Source organism: Pseudomonas sp. UBA7500 (assembly GCF_002478435.1).
Classification (GTDB): domain Bacteria; phylum Pseudomonadota; class Gammaproteobacteria; order Pseudomonadales; family Pseudomonadaceae; genus Aquipseudomonas; species Aquipseudomonas palmensis.
In genome coordinates, this window is the sequence record NZ_DLNW01000028.1 from 1 (window position 1) to 15,471 (window position 15,471).

Genomic DNA, 15,471 nt, shown 5'->3' on the forward strand with positions numbered 1-15,471 from the left:
TCTGCGACAAGCTGATCGATCAGTCAGCATTCAACGAGGTAGACCCCAGTGACGACTGCAATGGCTCAACAAGGTGCTGCTGGCGTGGCCACAGCGGTAGCCGAAAGTGTTCAGTACCAGGGGCGCAAGGCCAGCCGCCAGGGCAGCGAGCAGCGCCGTCAGCAGATCCTCGACGCGGCCATGCGCATCATCGTGCGCGATGGCGTGCGCGGCGTGCGCCACCGTGCGGTGGCCGCCGAGGCCGGTGTGCCGCTATCGGCCACCACCTACTATTTCAAGGACATCGAAGACCTGCTCACCGACACCTTCGCCCAGTATGTCGAACGCAGCGCGGCCTACATGGCCAAGCTGTGGGAAAACACCGAGGTGCTGTTGCGCCAGCTGATCGCCAAGGGCGACGGCAGCCCCGGCGCCCGCGCGCAGCTGGCCGACGAAGTGGCGAAGATGGGCGCCGAGTACGTGCAGCGCCAGTTGCACAACCGCCGCGACTTTCTGATGGCCGAGCAGGCGTTTCGCCAGGAAGCGCTGCTGTGCCCGCGGCTGGCCGAACTGGTGCGCCTGCATGCGCAGATCCTGCTGCGCGGCACCTGCCAGCTGTTGCAGGTGGTGGGTTCGCGCCAGCCACAGCAAGATGCCATAGTGTTGACGGCCATCATCGAGCAGATGGAATATCAGGGCCTGCTCGATGCTGCACAACCCCAGGCCGAAGCGCAGATGCTCGCTATCCTTACCCGATACCTGCATCTGGTGCTGGCATCGGCCTGAGGCTCTACCTAATTCAAGGAGTATCGGATGAAAGCCTGGCGTGTGCTGTTGGCCCTGTCGTTTGTGCTGTTGAGTGGTTGCCTGGTGACGTTCAACGAGCCGATCCCGACCAACCAGCCGGCGCCCAAGGCCCTGCTCGGCAAATGGACCAGCAAGGACGCCTGGGGCGAGCCGCTGACGTTGCAGATCAGCCGCAGGGGCGACAACGCCTACAAGGCGGTGGCCACCGCCAAGGGCAAGAAGCCTGAAACCTACGCCTTCACCGTGGCCCGCCATGGCAACCGCTGGTACCTCTCGGCCGCCGTGCCCAAGCGCCTGGGGGGCAACTTCCTGATCGGCGGGTTCGAGGTGATCGACAACAAGCAACTGGTGATCTACAACCTGGATGTCGAGCAGATCAACCAGGCCCTGAAGAACAAGGAACTGAGCGGTCGCGCCATCGAGATACCGGAGGAAAACGGCCAGGGCGTGCTCATCGACAGCCCGGCGGCGCGGGTGCTGGCCTACCTGGACGACCCGGCCAACTCCGACCTGTTCATCGAAGTCGCACGTTTTCAGCGGGCCGGCAAGTAGGCTGGCCAACACAAGGAGTTTCGGGTGGACGAGTACCAGCAGACGATACGCACCCTGTCTGATCGCATTGTCCTGGCGCAAACCCCCATTCGCGTACTCGATGCGGTGAAATGGGACGACAGCATTCGCCAGGGTTTCCTCAAGGCCAAGGGCCGGGAAATGCCGGCCGTGGACCGCGCCTACTATCAGGGCAGGCCCTTGTCGTTCGACTCCAGCGCGGTGAAGCTCGAGTTCCAGAACATCGAGCGCGACATCACCCGCCAGCTCGGCCAGTTCAACCCGGTCGGGCAGATCATGCGGCGCATGTGCAAGGAATACCGCATGGTGGTGCGCATGCTCGAGGCGCGCGGCACCGAAGACTTCGGCCTGATTTCCCAGGAGCTTTACGGCGCCGCCTCCGACGCCTTCCATGCCGGCGACCCGACCCTGGCCGACCTGGGCCTGATGCTCTCGGACTACCTGAACAACATCGACGGGCGCGGCGACCTCAAGGACGAACCCAAGGACCTCACCGCCAAGCAGGCCGTGGAGCTGCTCCAGGGCCGCCTGAACAAGGTGTTCGGCGAGGCCGAGGAAACCATCCGCGTGTTCGAGTCCGACGGTATCGTCGCCGACGCGGCGGCGGGCGCCGACTATATCAAGATCCGCAGCGACGCGATGTTCAACAGCCGCGACGTGCGCGCGCTGGAGGTGCATGAAGGGCTGGTGCACGTGGGCACCACGCTCAACGGCCTCAACCAGCCGATCTGCACCTTCCTGGCCAAGGGCCCGCCCTCGTCGACGGTGACCCAGGAAGGCCTGGCGATCCTGATGGAAGTGATCGCCTTTGCCTCCTACCCCAGCCGCCTGCGCAAGCTCACCAACCGCACCCGCGCCATCCACATGGTCGAGCAGGGGGCGGACTTCATGCAGGTGTACGAGTTCTTCCGTGCCCAGGGGTTTGAAATGGCCGAAAGCTATGGCAATGCCAGCCGCGTGTTCCGCGGCTCGGTGCCCAATGGCCTGCCATTCACCAAGGACTTGTCCTACCTCAAGGGCTTCATCATGGTTTACAACTACATTCAGTTGGCCGTGCGTAAGGGCAAGCTGGAGCAGATTCCGTTGCTGTTCTGCGGCAAGACCACCCTGGAAGACATGCGCACCCTGCGCCAACTGGTCGATGAAGGCCTGGTGGAGCCACCCAAGTACCTGCCCGAGCAGTTCCGCGACCTGAACGCGCTGTCGGCCTGGATGTGTTTTTCCAACTTCCTCAACCACCTGAGCCTGGACCGGATTGAAGCCGATTATTCGAACATTCTCTGAGCACTGGCGGGTCGGCCTGCTGGCCGCGCTGCTGAGCCTGGCCGGCTGCAGTTCGCTGTTGTTCTACCCCGAGCGTGGCCTGCCGTTCACGCCCGAGAAGGCCGGGCTGGCCTACCGCGACGTGAGCCTGACCACCGAGGACGGCACGCGCCTGCACGGCTGGTGGTTGCCGGCCAAGGCCGGGGTGCCGGTCAAGGGCACGGTACTGCACCTGCATGGCAATGGCGGCAACCTGGCCTGGCATCTGGGCGCCAGCTGGTGGCTGCCCGAGCAGGGCTACCAGGTGCTGCTGGTGGACTACCGGGGGTACGGGGTGTCCCAGGGCGAACCGACCCTGCCGGCGGTGTACCAGGACATCGCCGCGGCGCTGGACTGGCTGCAGCAGGCCCCCGAAGTGCAGGGCAAGCCGCTGGTGCTGCTGGGGCAGAGCCTGGGCGGGGCGATGGGCATTCACTACCTGGCGCAGCATCCCGAGCAGCGCCAGCGCTTCAAGGCCCTGGTGTTCGACGGGGTGCCGGCCAGCTACCGCAAGGTGGGCCAGTTTGCCCTGAGCACTTCCTGGCTGACCTGGCCGTTCCAGGTGCCGTTGTCGTGGCTGGTACCCGATGGCGACAGCGCCATCGGGTCGATCGACCAGCTGAGCACACCGCCCAAGCTGTTCTTCCACAGCATCGACGACCCGATCGTGCCGTTGGCCAACGGCCTGGCGCTGTACCGCGCCGCGCCGCCACCGCGGGTTCTGCAACTGACCCGTGGCGGGCATGTGCAGACCTTCGCCGACAAGACCTGGCGCCAGGTGATGCTGCGCTTTCTGGATGACCCCGAGCATTTCAACGGGCTGCGGCGCTTGGCCGAAGTCCCCAATTACCCTGACGAGAAGTCGCAATGAGTGAAGAACGCAACGCCATCCCTCTGATCATTACCGGTATCTGCAGCATCATCGGTACGGTGGGCGTGCTCTGGTACTACGGCTACCTGCATTTCGCCAAGCCCCAGGATGCACTGTTGCTGGCCGACTACACCATGCTCAAGACGGTGCCGGGGGAGGACTACAAGATCTCGCTCAAGCCGGCGGCGCAGGTGGCGCAGTGCATCGATGGCGTGCTGGTGCTGTTCGACACCGAACAGAAGGGCCTGACCGGCGTGCTGGTGGACAACCGCAAGCAGGCGGTGCGCTGCATGGGGCAGGAGACGCCCCAGCAGGTCCAGCAGTAAGCGGTTCCCGGTACGCCGCGTGAACACCTGCGGCGTACCGGGCACGCGTCAGCTACGTGACGAAGGGCCCGGGCGCGGCTCGCGCAGAATGGTCCTGGTCAGTTCCATGCGGGCCTGTTCGACCCGTTTCATCAAGGCCTGGTAGGCCGCGCGGTATTCGCTGCTGTTGAGCGACAGCATGTCCGGCAGCGCTTCGTGCAGGCCCAGCCGACCACTCAGGTGCAGGATGTCGCGCAGGCGCGCCTGTTCATCCTCGCTCAAGGGCGGCGGCAGTTCTTCGTTGCTGACGGCGTCCAGGTATTCGCTGATTCGATCCCGCCAGCGGTTGACCTGCTCCAGTTGCGGTGACGCGGCAAAATCCAGGTAGCGCTGCCAGTAGGCCTGCCCATAGAGGTAGTCGGGCAACTGGCTCATCTGGGAGCGCAACACGGCCTCGCAGGCTTCATCGAGCATGGCCGGGGTAACCCAGCGGGTGTAGCCGGTGAAGGCCTGGGTGGCCGGCTGGTCGCGCAGCCCCAGGCGCGTGGTCAACGCTATCCTGAAGTGCAGTTCGATTTCGCTGTAGTCGATCTGGTGCCCCAGGCGGCGCCAGCCCGGCAGGTTGGCGCTGACATGCTCGCGCAGGCGCAGTGCGCGCCAATGGCTGATCGCCATGTCGATCAGTTCGCCCTCGGCTGCCGCATCGCCCACGCTGGCCAGCGCCAGGTCGGCGTGCAGCAGGTTTTCCAGTTGCGAGAACACCACCGCATCGCGGTCGATGCAACTCACCGCCTCGAGCGCCACCTCATACAGGGTTCTGCGCAGGTCCTGGCCGAAAGCCCCCCGGATCAATGCCTGGATTCGCGTGCGCATTGCCGTGTGCCTTGGCGGCAAGGCGTGCAGGCGGTCTTGGCGCAGCAGCAAGGCGAAGAACTCGATCACCGCCGAGCCGTTGTCTTCGAGCAATTGCCGGGCCCGTGCCTGATCGTCAGCGGACATGCCTTCGAACAGGCGCGGTGCGTCGCGCAGTGCCGTGGCGTGGCGCACCGAGGCCGGTTCGACGTCGGTGGAGCCCTGCGAGTCGGAGCTCCCGGCGCTGGATGCATCGGAGTCCTGCAGCGTGTTGCCCGTGGCGATCATGTCGTCCTCGAACCGCTGGCGCTGTGATTCGGGCAGGTACTCGTATGCCATGCGCAGGCCGCGTACAAGGCCGGCCCCTTCGGGCACACTGGTAATGGCCAGCCCGCGCAGGTCGGCGCTGTGCACCCGGGGCAGTCGCTCAAGGCCCGTGGGCCACTGGTCGACGGGCGAGGCCAGGTACGACAGGTCGAGCTCTTCCAGGGCCTGCAGGCGGGTCACGTCCGGCATGCGTGAAAGCGGGTTGGCGGACAGGTCGAGGCTGACCAGGCGCTGCAGGCCACCCAGATCGATGATGTCCTGTTCGCTCAAGCTGATGAGGTTCTGCGCCAGGTTCAGGGTGTGCAGGTGCGTTGCCTGCTGCAGTGCGGCGAAAACGCCCTGTTCGAAGCGCGCGCTCGAGCCCTGCAGGGTCAGAATGCGCAGCGAGTCGCGGGTCAGCAGACGGGTCATGTGCTGGGCCGTCCAGCTGAAGTCGGGCACGTCAATGTCGTTCAGGATCAAGGTCTGCAAGCCGCTCAGGGTGCCCAGTTCGGCCAGGCGAGTCGGGGTCAGTTGGGTACGCGACAGGTTCAGGTGACTGAGCCGGCGCAGGTTCTCCAGACCTTGCGGCAGCTCGGTCAGCGGCAGGTTGACCAGTTCCAGCCTGTACAGGTTCGGAAAGCGCTGCACGAAAGCTGCCAGGCCGTCGATGCGCGGTGTATCCAGGACCCTCAGCGCCACCACTGCCGGCAACGTCACCGACAACGGTGGCAACGCCTGCTGGCTGTCGATGCGAACCTCGTCCCGCCGACGCAGAATGCGGCATTCCCAGGCCCGCACCAGCTGCTGCGCCACCTCTGTGCGCTCGGCGCGGGCAGTGGCATCGGCACTTTGCTCGACCCACCGGTCCAGGCTGCCATCGAGTTGCAGGCGCTCCTGTTCCAGCTGTGTCACGTGCGCGCCGATGGGCTGGTTCTGGCTGAGCAGATGGGCGATGTAGGCATTGACGTAGCGGCGCGCAATGGGCAGCCGATGGTGGCTGATCAGGCGTTCGAGGCGGGTATGCAGTGGTTCGCGATTGAACATGTTCTGCTCGCCACGGCTGGGACTGCGTTGGGTCGGGGCATTGGCGGTGGTGGTCAACCAGCTTCTTTGCACCGGCAGGCCCAGCAGCAGACGGGCGCGGGTGGGGCGCGCCAGCGCCATTTCCATCAGGCGCTGGTGCAGGCGCTGCGGCTCGTTGAGTCCGAAGCCCAGGCGGGCGCTGCGCGACTCGCCCAGTGCATGCAGCAATGCGCGGTAGAACCCGAACTCGCTGGTGTCCTGGGCCAGCAGCACCTGGGTCGCGCTGATCGCGTGCCAGCCCTCGTCTTCATCCAGGTACACCGAGGTGGTATCGACATCGGTCTGGCCCAGCGCTGCAAGCGGGGTGCCGAACCGTGCGCCGCTGCGCAGCAGCAGCGCGGTACCGGCCGGCCAGTGGTCCAGGTGTTCGAGCAGGCGCACGGCCAGGATGAAGGTGTCCTGGTTGATCGAGGCCGGCTGGGTAAAGCCCTCCAGAGCATTGCTCAGGCGCGCGTCATGGTCGAGGGCACGCGCCTGCTCGGCCACGTCCAGAGGCAGGGGCAGCGGCGGGGTCGCCTGCAGCGGGGCATAGATGCGCTGGCGGTTTTCGTCCAGCAGTCGTTGCGCGACACTCAGTGGCAGGTTCGGATAGCGTTGCTGGAGCTCCAGCACCGCATGATCGGTATCCAGTTGTGCCAGTTCGAAGCGGTGCAAGGCGATCGCCCGATTGAGCCGTGGTGACCAGGCATCGTACAGGTCGGCCGGCGGCGGGTTGCAGCCAGTGGTGCAGGGGGTGGCGGTGTCGCCGGGGGTAGGGGTCGAATCGCCGCTGCGACGGGTTCGCCTCGATGCCGGTTCCTTGCCCAGATAGACGGCCACGGCCTGGTAGAAGGCCTGCAGCTGGGGCACATCATCGATTTCGGGTACCGCCAGCCCCTGGGCGATCAGGGCCATGCTGCGCGCTACCTGGTCCTGAATGCGTGCCCGCTGCAGCACATGCACCAGCAGCGCGGGCGCGGGTCGGTCGCGCAGGTACATCTGGCGCAGGCTTGAATTGTCAGCCCCGCTGACGCGCCCCAACTCCAGCAGGCGCGCATCGTCGAAGCCGGCCGCGAGCGGCCCCATGCGACGCAGCAGCGACAGGCGTTCCCAGCGCTGGGGCTGCTCGTGGCGATGGTGCCAGGCTCCGGCACCGTTGTGGTACAGAGGCGGGCAGTAGGCATCCTTGTCGGTGGGGTGGCGTATCTGCCAGTGGCCCTCGGGGGCCTGCTCCACCCGGTAGAACGCCTGGTTTATCATGATCGCCTTGTGCACGCCCTGGGTGTAGAGCCCCATGGCATCCGGTTGCCCGGTCGGGGAGCTGGCGGCGTCAAGGCGGTAACTGCTCAGGTCGGGTAGCCAGCGCCGATAGTCGGCGGGTGCCGGCTTGATCACACGCAGCGGTGTGACCCACTGCGAAGGTGCCTGGCCTTCGTCTTCCTCGGTGCAGCACAGGCCCGCGCCGGCGCCGATCAGCAGATGTGCTTCGAGAGCGCTGGCGAACGGGGTGCACAGGGTGTTCAGGCTGTCGGCCTGCTGCGGTGTGGTCGGGATCAGCAGGCGCGCATCGTCGAGCAGGCGCTCGATCATGTGCTTCTGCACGAACCAGCGCAGCCCCTGGTCCAGGGCGCTGGTGTCCATCGGCAGGTCCAGCATCGCGTCGCTGGCCTGCCAGCTGCTCACCACCCGCTGCTGGTGACGCAGGGGGATGAAGCGCAGAAAGTACTGCTGGAAGGCGGTGCTCGCCAGCGCGCCACGCAGGTTGGAAAAGAAGTGCGTGCGCGAGGGGTACTGCTTCAGCGGGTGCTGCGGGTGGCCCGGCATGTACGCGACGCACGGGGCATCGTCCACCGGCGGGCCGAGCAGAAGGATGCCGGGCACCAGCAGGTCGTCGAACAGCCTGAGCGATGCGCACACCGTTACATCCGGGCCGAAGTACGGGCCCTGTTGTGGGAACTCCACCGAACCGTCCGGATAGGCGCCGATGATCCACTCGAGCAACTGCCTGCCTTGTCTGCCCAGGTGGCCCCGGATGTGCGCGATGCTGTATTCCTCGCGCAGGGTCGCCAGGTAGGCATCCTGCTTGGCGTCAAGCAGCGTACGGCGCTGGAGCATGGCCTGCAGGTAGGTCAGGTAGACCTCGTCCAGGCTCCTGCGCTGCTGCACGCGATGGAACACCTGTGCGGTGACGGTGGCGAAGTCCTTCGCAGACAGGTCCAGAAGGTTGTAGGTGTACAGGCTCTGAACCTGCGCGAATGCCTGCGTTGCCCGCCGTCGGGCCAGTCGACCCAGTACCTGGTACTGGTGCAGCTGGCGTCGTTGCTCGGGGCTGGCCTGCTGCAGCCAGGCCGGTTGCTCCTGGGTTTCAAGCGGCGAGAACAGGGTATCGAATTGACGCACCTGCGCGTCGGTGTTGGAAGTGGGCATGGTGCACAGTCCTGGTGGAGGGGGAATGTGGCATTGATCCAGAGGCCCGGCAGGTGGCGGTGGTAGTTATTTGCGCAAGGGGCAGGCAAAAAAAATCCCGCCCTGTAACAGGCGGGATTCTGCGGGTTGCTCAGCCTGTCAGTAGGCTTTGCTTACCGAGCGTGGCGCTACCGGCTGGTTGTCGTTGGAGATGGTGACCTCCACGCGACGGTTCTGCGCACGGCCCGAGTTGCTGGAGTTGTCAGCCACCGGGAACTCCTTGCCGTAGCCCTGGGCCACGATGCGCGATGGGTCTACGCCGGCACGTACCAGTGCGGTGCGAACCGCGTTGGCGCGACGCTCGGACAGCGACTGGTTGTAGCTGGCAGAGCCCTTGCTGTCGGTGTAGCCCTCGACGATCACCTTGCGGTCAGGGTTTTCCTGGAGGAACTGCGCCAGGGTGGTGATGTTCGGCAGGGCGCTGCTTTTCAGGTTGGCCTTGTCGAAGTCGAACAGCACGTCGCCGAAGGTCACCAGGGTGCCGCGTTCGGTCTGCTTGGCGTTGAGGCTGTTCTGCAACTGCTTGATTTGCGCATCACGGGCATCCAGGCGGGCCTGGGCGCGTTTGGCGGCAGCACTTTTCAGGTTGTTCTCGGCGTCACGCAGGGCGATGGTCTGCTTGGCCACTTCCACGCGCTGGTTGGTCAGGTAGGCGAGCTGGTCGACTTTCTTCTCGTCTTCCTTGTTCATGTAGGCCTGGTCGGCCTTGTTCAGCCAGTCTTGCGCGTCCTTGGTTTCCAGAGCCGCGACCTTGCTCGCCTGCGGGTTGCTCTGCAGGGCGGAGAAGTTGGTGCGGGCGGATTCCAGGTTCGGGTTAGGCGGCGTGGAGCAGGCAGCCAGACCAACGCTCAAGGCCAGAAGGGCGGGGATCATCACGTGTTTACGCATAGTGGGTCATCCTTTATCGATTACGAATGCATGGGTCGGTGAGGCGAGCGGCTTACTGCACGCTGCGCATGCCTTCCTCACGCAGGTCCTGCACGCCCTGGTTGGCGTCCTGCACCGCTTTTTCGGCCTTGGCCGCCTGGGCTTTGCGCTCGGCGACGCGAGCGTCCCATTCGGCCTGTTCGGCCAGGCGCTTGGCCTCGTCGTACTTCTTGTCATGCATGGCGATTTCAGCTTGTTTGAGCTTGTCCTGAGCCGCCTTCATTTCCACCGCCGCGAACTCGGTACCGCCCGCGCTGACGGCGGAGTTCACCGCTGACTGCGTTACGGCGTACTGCTCGGTTGGCGGATTGCCTGCGCAGCCGGCCAGAACCAGGCTGCTGCCCAATGCCAGCGCAGCCAGCTTGAGCCCGCGCAGTTGGGTGAAGGAGGTTTTTTCGGTGCGGGTCTTCATGGTGGTCAACTCCATTGGATCACTCCTGATGAACAACGAATTCCGTAACAATCCATCGGCATGGCCCGTCAGCCTGGGGAACACGATATGCCCGTAGCTTAGGGGTTTTGCCGTAATGGCTATTGGCTGTGACCGAAGCGTTTTTTGAATAGTTCAGAAAAAAGTCTCGCCTTATCGTGTTTTTATCTGACTGATCGGTCAGTAGGTTTTCGGGGGAACTTTGCAGCGCGTGCGTAGTACGCGTGCCTGTATGGGTATAGACGGGGTTTGTGGTTCGGGCCATCAAAGGGTCTTGAATGCGGAGTTCTCGAGGCGGCTGCACGGCCCGTTGCAGAGGCCTGCGGGCTGTGGCGCTCCACAGCGCAGCCCGCAGCCGGCCAGCGGATCACTAGTGCGCCGGCCCGTCCTTGCGCTCACTCATGTCGCGCAGGTAACGGCGTGACAACGCCAGAAACCGAGGGGTGGGGCCGACGTCTTCGTAGAGCGGATTGTCTTCCTCGTCGGTGGCGATCACCTGCTGGCCCTTCACATACGGAAAGCTCGCCTCAAGCTCCTCCAGCGCCGCGCCGAGCAATTCGCCCAGCAACTCTTCGGGCCGGCGCTTGGGGTACATTTCGCTCAGCGCCGCCAGGCGCGCCGCCGCTTCGACGTCCAGGTGCAGGACGTGGCCGGTGGCGCTCAACGGGCCCTTGGCGCTGTGTTCCCAATGCTCGGCTAAATCACGGATCTTCATGGTGGCCTCCCACAGGTGGATGTGTTCGTTAGAGCATCGCCACCGCACATAGTTTGGTTGCATCGCCCACCCGGCTTGAAAGCCCAACCTCGACGGGGCACTCTGGACCCAGAGCTGTTTTCCCAGGATGCGGAGGCAAGGCTGATGACCGATATCGATGTGCGCTTGCGAGAAGATGTTCACCTGTTGGGCGAGTTGTTGGGCGACACCGTGCGCGAGCAGTACGGCGAAGCCTTTCTGCAAAAGATCGAAGACATACGTCGCAGCGCCAAGGCCGACCGCAGCGGCAGTGCCGAGCAGCTGAGTTCGACCCTGAACGACCTTGCCGAAGACGAACTGCTGCCGGTGGCGCGGGCCTTCAACCAGTTCCTCAACCTGGCCAACATCGCCGAGCAGTACCAGCTGATTCGCCGTCGTGATGCCGACCAGCCCGCGCCGTTCGAGTCGCGCGTGCTGCCCGAGCTGCTGGCCCGGCTAAAGGCCGCCGGGCACAGCGACGACGCCCTGGCTCGCCAGCTGGGCAAGCTCAGCATCGAGCTGGTGCTGACCGCCCACCCGACCGAAGTCGCGCGCCGTACGCTGATCCAGAAGTACGACGCCATCGCCGCGCAACTGGCCGCCCAGGACCACCGCGACCTGACCCCCGCCGAACGCGACCAGGTGCGCCAGCGTCTGCAACGGCTGATCGCCGAGGCCTGGCACACCGAAGAGATCCGCCGTACCCGGCCGACCCCGGTGGACGAAGCCAAATGGGGCTTCGCGGTGATCGAGCACTCGCTCTGGCACGCCATCCCGCATCACCTGCGCAAGGCTGACAAGGCGCTGCACGAGGCCACCGGCCTGCGCCTGCCGCTGGAGGCTGCGCCGATCCGCTTCGCCTCGTGGATGGGCGGCGACCGTGACGGCAACCCCAATGTCACTGCCAAGGTCACCCGCGAAGTACTGCTACTGGCGCGCTGGATGGCCGCCGACCTGTTTTTGCGCGACATCGATTCGTTGGCCGCCGAACTTTCGATGCAGCAGGCCAGCGAGGCGTTGCGCGCCAAGGTCGGTGATTCGGCCGAGCCTTACCGCACCCTGCTCAAGCAACTGCGTGATCGCCTGCGGGTGACGCGGGCCTGGGCCCAGAGCTCGCTGGCCAGCCCGCAGCCGGCCCCCGCCGAGGTACTGCACGACAACCGCGACCTGTTCGAGCCGCTGTTGCTGTGCTTCGAATCGCTGCACGCGTGCGGCATGGGCGTGATCGCCGATGGCCCGCTGCTCGACTGCCTGCGCAGGGCCGTTACCTTCGGGCTGTTTCTGGTGCGCCTGGACGTGCGCCAGGACGCCGCCCGGCACGCCGACGCACTCAGCGAGATCACCGAGTACCTGGGCCTGGGGCGCTACGCCGACTGGGATGAAGACGCGCGTATCCGCTTCCTGCAGCAGGAGCTGAGCAACCGCCGGCCGCTGCTGCCTGGCGACTTCAAGCCCCAGGCCGATACCGCCGAGGTGCTCGCCACCTGCCGCGAGGTGGCCGCCGCACCTGCCGCTTCGCTGGGTTCCTACGTGATCTCGCTGGCCGGCGCCGCTTCCGACGTGCTGGCCGTGCAACTGCTGCTCAAGGAAGCCGGCGTGCGCCGGCCGATGCGCGTGGTGCCGCTGTTCGAAACCCTGGCCGACCTGGACAACGCCGGCCCGGTGATGGAACGCCTGCTCGGCCTGCCGGGCTATCGCGCCAGCCTGCACGGGCCGCAGGAGGTGATGATCGGCTATTCCGATTCGGCCAAGGATGCCGGCACCACTGCGGCGGCCTGGGCGCAGTATCGTGCCCAGGAAACCCTGGTGCGCATCTGCCGTGAAGAACAGGTCGAACTGCTGCTGTTCCACGGTCGCGGCGGCACCGTGGGGCGTGGTGGCGGCCCGGCGCATGCGGCGATCCTGTCGCAGCCGCCGGGCTCGGTGGCGGGGCGCTTCCGTACCACCGAGCAGGGCGAGATGATCCGCTTCAAGTTCGGCCTGCCGGACATCGCCGAGCAGAACCTCAACCTGTACCTGGCTGCGGTGCTGGAGGCGACCCTGCTGCCGCCACCGCCGCCGCAACCGGCCTGGCGCGAACTGATGGACCAGCTGGCCGCCGACGGCGTGAAGGCCTACCGTGGCGTGGTGCGCGACAACCCCGAGTTCGTCGAGTACTTCCGTCAGTCCACCCCGGAACAGGAACTCGGCCGCCTGCCACTGGGCAGTCGCCCGGCCAAGCGGCGCGCGGGCGGCATCGAGAGCCTGCGGGCGATCCCGTGGATCTTCGGCTGGACCCAGACGCGCCTGATGCTGCCCGCCTGGCTGGGCTGGGAGGCGGCGCTGAACAACGCGCTGGCCCGTGGCCAGGGCGAACTGCTGGCCGAGATGCGCGAACAGTGGCCGTTCTTCCGCACCCGCATCGACATGCTCGAGATGGTGCTGGCCAAGGCCGACGCCGACATCGCGCGCTTCTACGACGAACGTCTGGTGCAACCGCAACTGCGACCTTTGGGTGCACATCTGCGCGACCTATTGTCGCAGGCGTGCCAGGTGGTGCTGGGTCTCACGGGGCAGCCGGTGCTACTGGCGCACAGCCCTGACACCCTGGAATTCATCCGTCTGCGCAACACCTATCTGGACCCGCTGCATCTATTGCAGGCCGAGCTGCTGGCACGCTCGCGTGCACGCGAAGCCGCTCTGGACAGCCCCTTGGAACAGGCGCTGCTGGTGACTGTGGCGGGTATTGCGGCAGGTCTGCGCAACACCGGTTGAGGGCGGGGCAGGGGTGGCGCGCCAGTGCCCGGCGCGCGCCCCGAGCACCCGGGCGAAGCGGTTTCGCCCCCGGTTGCGCCGGGCGCAACCCGGGCACGAACGGGCCTCACGCAGTATTTTTTTCCGACTTTCGACCGCTTGTGTGGTCCGGGTGCGCTGTGTATCTTGAGCAGCCTTTTGACCGATTTGCGGTCATCACCCGATTCTTGGGATTGGCCCTGAGTGGCGAATCCATTGATTTGCTTATAAAAAATTGAGGAGCACAAGATGCGCGTAATTCTGCTGGGAGCTCCCGGGGCCGGTAAAGGTACTCAGGCAAAGTTCATCACCGAGAAGTTCGGTATTCCCCAGATTTCCACCGGCGACATGCTGCGTGCCGCGGTCAAGGCCGGCACCCCGCTGGGTCTGGAAGCCAAGGCGATCATGGACGCCGGCAAGCTGGTGTCCGACGAGCTGATCATCAACCTGGTCAAGGACCGCATCGCTCAGGCCGACTGCGCCAAGGGTTTCCTGTTCGACGGTTTCCCGCGCACCATTCCCCAGGCTGAAGCCCTGGTGAGCGCCGGCGTCGAGCTGGATGCCGTGGTCGAGATCGCCGTTGCCGACGAAGAGATCGTCCAGCGTATCGCCGGCCGCCGCGTGCACGAAGGTTCGGGTCGCGTGTACCACGTGGTCTACAACCCGCCGAAGGTTGAAGGCAAGGACGACGAGACCGGCGAGCCGCTGATCCAGCGCAAGGACGACACCGAAGAAACCGTGCGTCATCGCCTGTCGGTCTACCACGAGCAGACCAAGCCGCTGGTGGACTTCTACCAGAAGCTGTCGGCTGCCAACGGTGGCAAGCCCAAGTACAGCCACATCGAAGGCGTGGGCTCGGTCGATGCCATCACCGCCAAGGTGCTGGCCGCTCTGAGCTGATCACTGCTCGGATGTGCACACAACGGCCCGCTTGCGGGCCGTTGTTGTTTATAATGCCGTTCTTTTTTCTTGCCCCCTGGAACCCCCGATGACCACCTTGCTGGCCCTGGATACCGCCACTGAAGCCTGCTCCGTTGCCCTGCTGCATGACGGCAAGGTGCTCAGCCACTATGAGGTGATCCCGCGCCTGCACGCGCAGAAGCTGCTGCCGATGATCCAGACGATGCTGGCCGAAGCGGGCATCGCCCTGTCGGCCGTCGATGCGATTGCCTTCGGCCGCGGCCCCGGCGCCTTTACCGGGGTGAGGATCGCCATCGGCGTGGTGCAGGGCCTGGCGTTCGCCCTCGAGTGCCCGGTGCTGCCGGTGTCCAACCTGGCGCTGCTGGGCCAGCGCGCGTTGCGCGAGCACGGCGCCGAGCAGGTGGCGGCGGCGATCGATGCGCGCATGGACGAGGTGTACTGGGGCTGCTACCAGCAGCAGGCCGGCGAAATGCGCCTGCTGGGCAGCGAGGCGGTGCTGGCCCCCGAACAGGTCAGCCTGCCGCCGGGCGCGGCCGGCGACTGGTTCGGTGCCGGTACCGGCTGGGGCTACGCCGAGCGCCTGCCGGTGGCCGTCAGTGGCCAGGACGCCGGCATGCTGCCCCACGCCCTCGACCTGCTGACCCTGGCGCGGTTCGCCTGGGACCGGGGCGAAGGTATTGCGCCCGATCTCGCCCAACCGGTGTACCTGCGCGACAAGGTGGCCACGCCCAAGGCGCGGTAAACCGCTGGTCGTCTATCGCCGTTGCGCATAAACCTTTTGCTCGATATGTGGTCCAGTTATCAGTCGGGCATTTGCGAAGTCTCTCAGGTGCCGCTAAATTGCCATCATTGCTCCTGAGTAATCGTTCATGCGTGTCGACGGCTTCTCTTCCCAGTCCTATCCGATCAAGCGCCCGCTGCGCAAGCCGCCGGTGCGCGAAGAGGACGTGGACGAAGACCTGCCGGGCGAGTTCGAGGCGCAGCCGTCGCCATCAGGTGCTGCAGGCGGCGCCAGCCGCAGCGGCCTGCCGGTGCGCCAGCAGGACATGATCTTCCCGCGGGCGCGCAACAAGCGCACCGCCCAGGCCCTGGCCAGCTACCTGACCACTGCCGGCTTCGTGGACTGGGAGATGGAAGTGCTGGGGTTGGACCTGTACATTTGAGG

Annotated in this window: 13 protein-coding genes; 9 read left to right on the top strand and 4 right to left on the bottom strand. The window is 65.5% G+C overall.

The features are described 5' to 3' along the window. Positions 1 to 60: 60 nt before the first annotated feature. From B4I46_RS13115 to B4I46_RS13135, 5 genes are read left to right on the top strand one after another with little or no spacing between them, the layout of a single operon-like run. Positions 61 to 765 (top strand): TetR/AcrR family transcriptional regulator, encoded by a 705-nt coding sequence (locus B4I46_RS13115; protein ID WP_043863214.1) that lies wholly within the window; start codon positions 61 to 63, stop codon positions 763 to 765. A gap of 27 nt (positions 766 to 792) precedes the next feature. Beyond that, positions 793 to 1,338, top strand: a complete 546-nt coding sequence (locus B4I46_RS13120; RefSeq protein ID WP_078480082.1) for a hypothetical protein — start codon at positions 793 to 795, stop codon at positions 1,336 to 1,338. A 24-nt stretch (positions 1,339 to 1,362) separates the two neighbouring features. Next, positions 1,363 to 2,640, top strand: a complete 1,278-nt coding sequence (locus B4I46_RS13125) for a flavohemoglobin expression-modulating QEGLA motif protein (protein ID WP_088514554.1) — start codon at positions 1,363 to 1,365, stop codon at positions 2,638 to 2,640. Beyond that, entirely contained in the window at positions 2,612 to 3,529 is a 918-nt protein-coding gene (locus B4I46_RS13130; protein ID WP_058541471.1) for an alpha/beta hydrolase, read from the top strand. The genes B4I46_RS13125 and B4I46_RS13130 overlap by 29 nt, the downstream gene beginning before the upstream one ends. Next, on the top strand, positions 3,526 to 3,855 hold the full coding sequence (locus B4I46_RS13135) for a hypothetical protein (protein ID WP_043863218.1): 330 nt from the start codon (positions 3,526 to 3,528) through the stop codon (positions 3,853 to 3,855). Before B4I46_RS13130 ends, B4I46_RS13135 begins: the two co-directional genes overlap by 4 nt. Before the next feature lie 48 nt (positions 3,856 to 3,903). On the opposite strand, the gene B4I46_RS13140 is transcribed toward B4I46_RS13135, so the two are convergent. From B4I46_RS13140 to B4I46_RS13155, 4 genes are all read right to left on the bottom strand, one after another. After that, positions 3,904 to 8,484 carry an NEL-type E3 ubiquitin ligase domain-containing protein gene (locus B4I46_RS13140; RefSeq protein ID WP_286900587.1) on the bottom strand — a complete coding sequence of 1,527 codons (4,581 nt, stop codon included), beginning with the start codon at positions 8,482 to 8,484 and terminating at the stop codon, positions 3,904 to 3,906. Positions 8,485 to 8,622: 138 nt separating this feature from the next. Beyond that, complete coding sequence (locus tag B4I46_RS13145) at positions 8,623 to 9,411, bottom strand: OmpA family protein (RefSeq protein ID WP_043863220.1); 789 nt, start codon at positions 9,409 to 9,411, stop codon at positions 8,623 to 8,625. Between the two features lie 52 nt (positions 9,412 to 9,463). Next, a complete protein-coding gene (locus tag B4I46_RS13150; protein ID WP_043863221.1) occupies positions 9,464 to 9,877 on the bottom strand; it encodes a DUF4398 domain-containing protein in 414 nt (137 codons plus the stop codon). Positions 9,878 to 10,250: 373 nt separating this feature from the next. Then, the gene (locus tag B4I46_RS13155) at positions 10,251 to 10,595 is read right to left on the bottom strand and encodes a hypothetical protein (RefSeq protein WP_043863222.1); all 345 of its coding nucleotides are present in this window, start codon (positions 10,593 to 10,595) and stop codon (positions 10,251 to 10,253) included. Positions 10,596 to 10,739: 144 nt separating this feature from the next. Here B4I46_RS13155 and ppc point away from each other — a divergent pair, with 144 nt between their 5' ends. The 4 genes from ppc to B4I46_RS13175 all read left to right on the top strand — a co-directional run bounded on the left by ppc (position 10,740) and on the right by B4I46_RS13175 (position 15,469). Continuing rightward, complete coding sequence (gene ppc / locus B4I46_RS13160) at positions 10,740 to 13,367, top strand: phosphoenolpyruvate carboxylase (protein ID WP_286900590.1); 2,628 nt, start codon at positions 10,740 to 10,742, stop codon at positions 13,365 to 13,367. A 267-nt stretch (positions 13,368 to 13,634) separates the two neighbouring features. Beyond that, entirely contained in the window at positions 13,635 to 14,285 is a 651-nt protein-coding gene (gene adk / locus B4I46_RS13165; RefSeq protein ID WP_043863224.1) for an adenylate kinase, read from the top strand. Positions 14,286 to 14,373: 88 nt separating this feature from the next. Continuing rightward, positions 14,374 to 15,048: a tRNA (adenosine(37)-N6)-threonylcarbamoyltransferase complex dimerization subunit type 1 TsaB gene (tsaB, locus tag B4I46_RS13170; RefSeq protein ID WP_286900592.1), complete on the top strand. Its 675-nt coding sequence runs from the start codon at positions 14,374 to 14,376 to the stop codon at positions 15,046 to 15,048. A 127-nt stretch (positions 15,049 to 15,175) separates the two neighbouring features. Continuing rightward, positions 15,176 to 15,469 carry a hypothetical protein gene (locus B4I46_RS13175; protein ID WP_043863226.1) on the top strand — a complete coding sequence of 98 codons (294 nt, stop codon included), beginning with the start codon at positions 15,176 to 15,178 and terminating at the stop codon, positions 15,467 to 15,469. Positions 15,470 to 15,471: the final 2 nt, after the last annotated feature.

Coding starts and splice junctions, on each gene's coding strand:
- B4I46_RS13115 (WP_043863214.1), top strand. CDS start 61: ATGGCTCAACAAGGTGCTGCTGGCGTGGCCACAGCGGTAGCCGAAAGT.
- B4I46_RS13120 (WP_078480082.1), top strand. CDS start 793: ATGAAAGCCTGGCGTGTGCTGTTGGCCCTGTCGTTTGTGCTGTTGAGT.
- B4I46_RS13135 (WP_043863218.1), top strand. CDS start 3,526: ATGAGTGAAGAACGCAACGCCATCCCTCTGATCATTACCGGTATCTGC.
- B4I46_RS13140 (WP_286900587.1), bottom strand. CDS start 8,484: ATGCCCACTTCCAACACCGACGCGCAGGTGCGTCAATTCGATACCCTG.
- B4I46_RS13145 (WP_043863220.1), bottom strand. CDS start 9,411: ATGCGTAAACACGTGATGATCCCCGCCCTTCTGGCCTTGAGCGTTGGT.
- B4I46_RS13150 (WP_043863221.1), bottom strand. CDS start 9,877: ATGGAGTTGACCACCATGAAGACCCGCACCGAAAAAACCTCCTTCACC.
- B4I46_RS13155 (WP_043863222.1), bottom strand. CDS start 10,595: ATGAAGATCCGTGATTTAGCCGAGCATTGGGAACACAGCGCCAAGGGC.
- ppc (WP_286900590.1), top strand. CDS start 10,740: ATGACCGATATCGATGTGCGCTTGCGAGAAGATGTTCACCTGTTGGGC.
- adk (WP_043863224.1), top strand. CDS start 13,635: ATGCGCGTAATTCTGCTGGGAGCTCCCGGGGCCGGTAAAGGTACTCAG.
- tsaB (WP_286900592.1), top strand. CDS start 14,374: ATGACCACCTTGCTGGCCCTGGATACCGCCACTGAAGCCTGCTCCGTT.
- B4I46_RS13175 (WP_043863226.1), top strand. CDS start 15,176: ATGCGTGTCGACGGCTTCTCTTCCCAGTCCTATCCGATCAAGCGCCCG.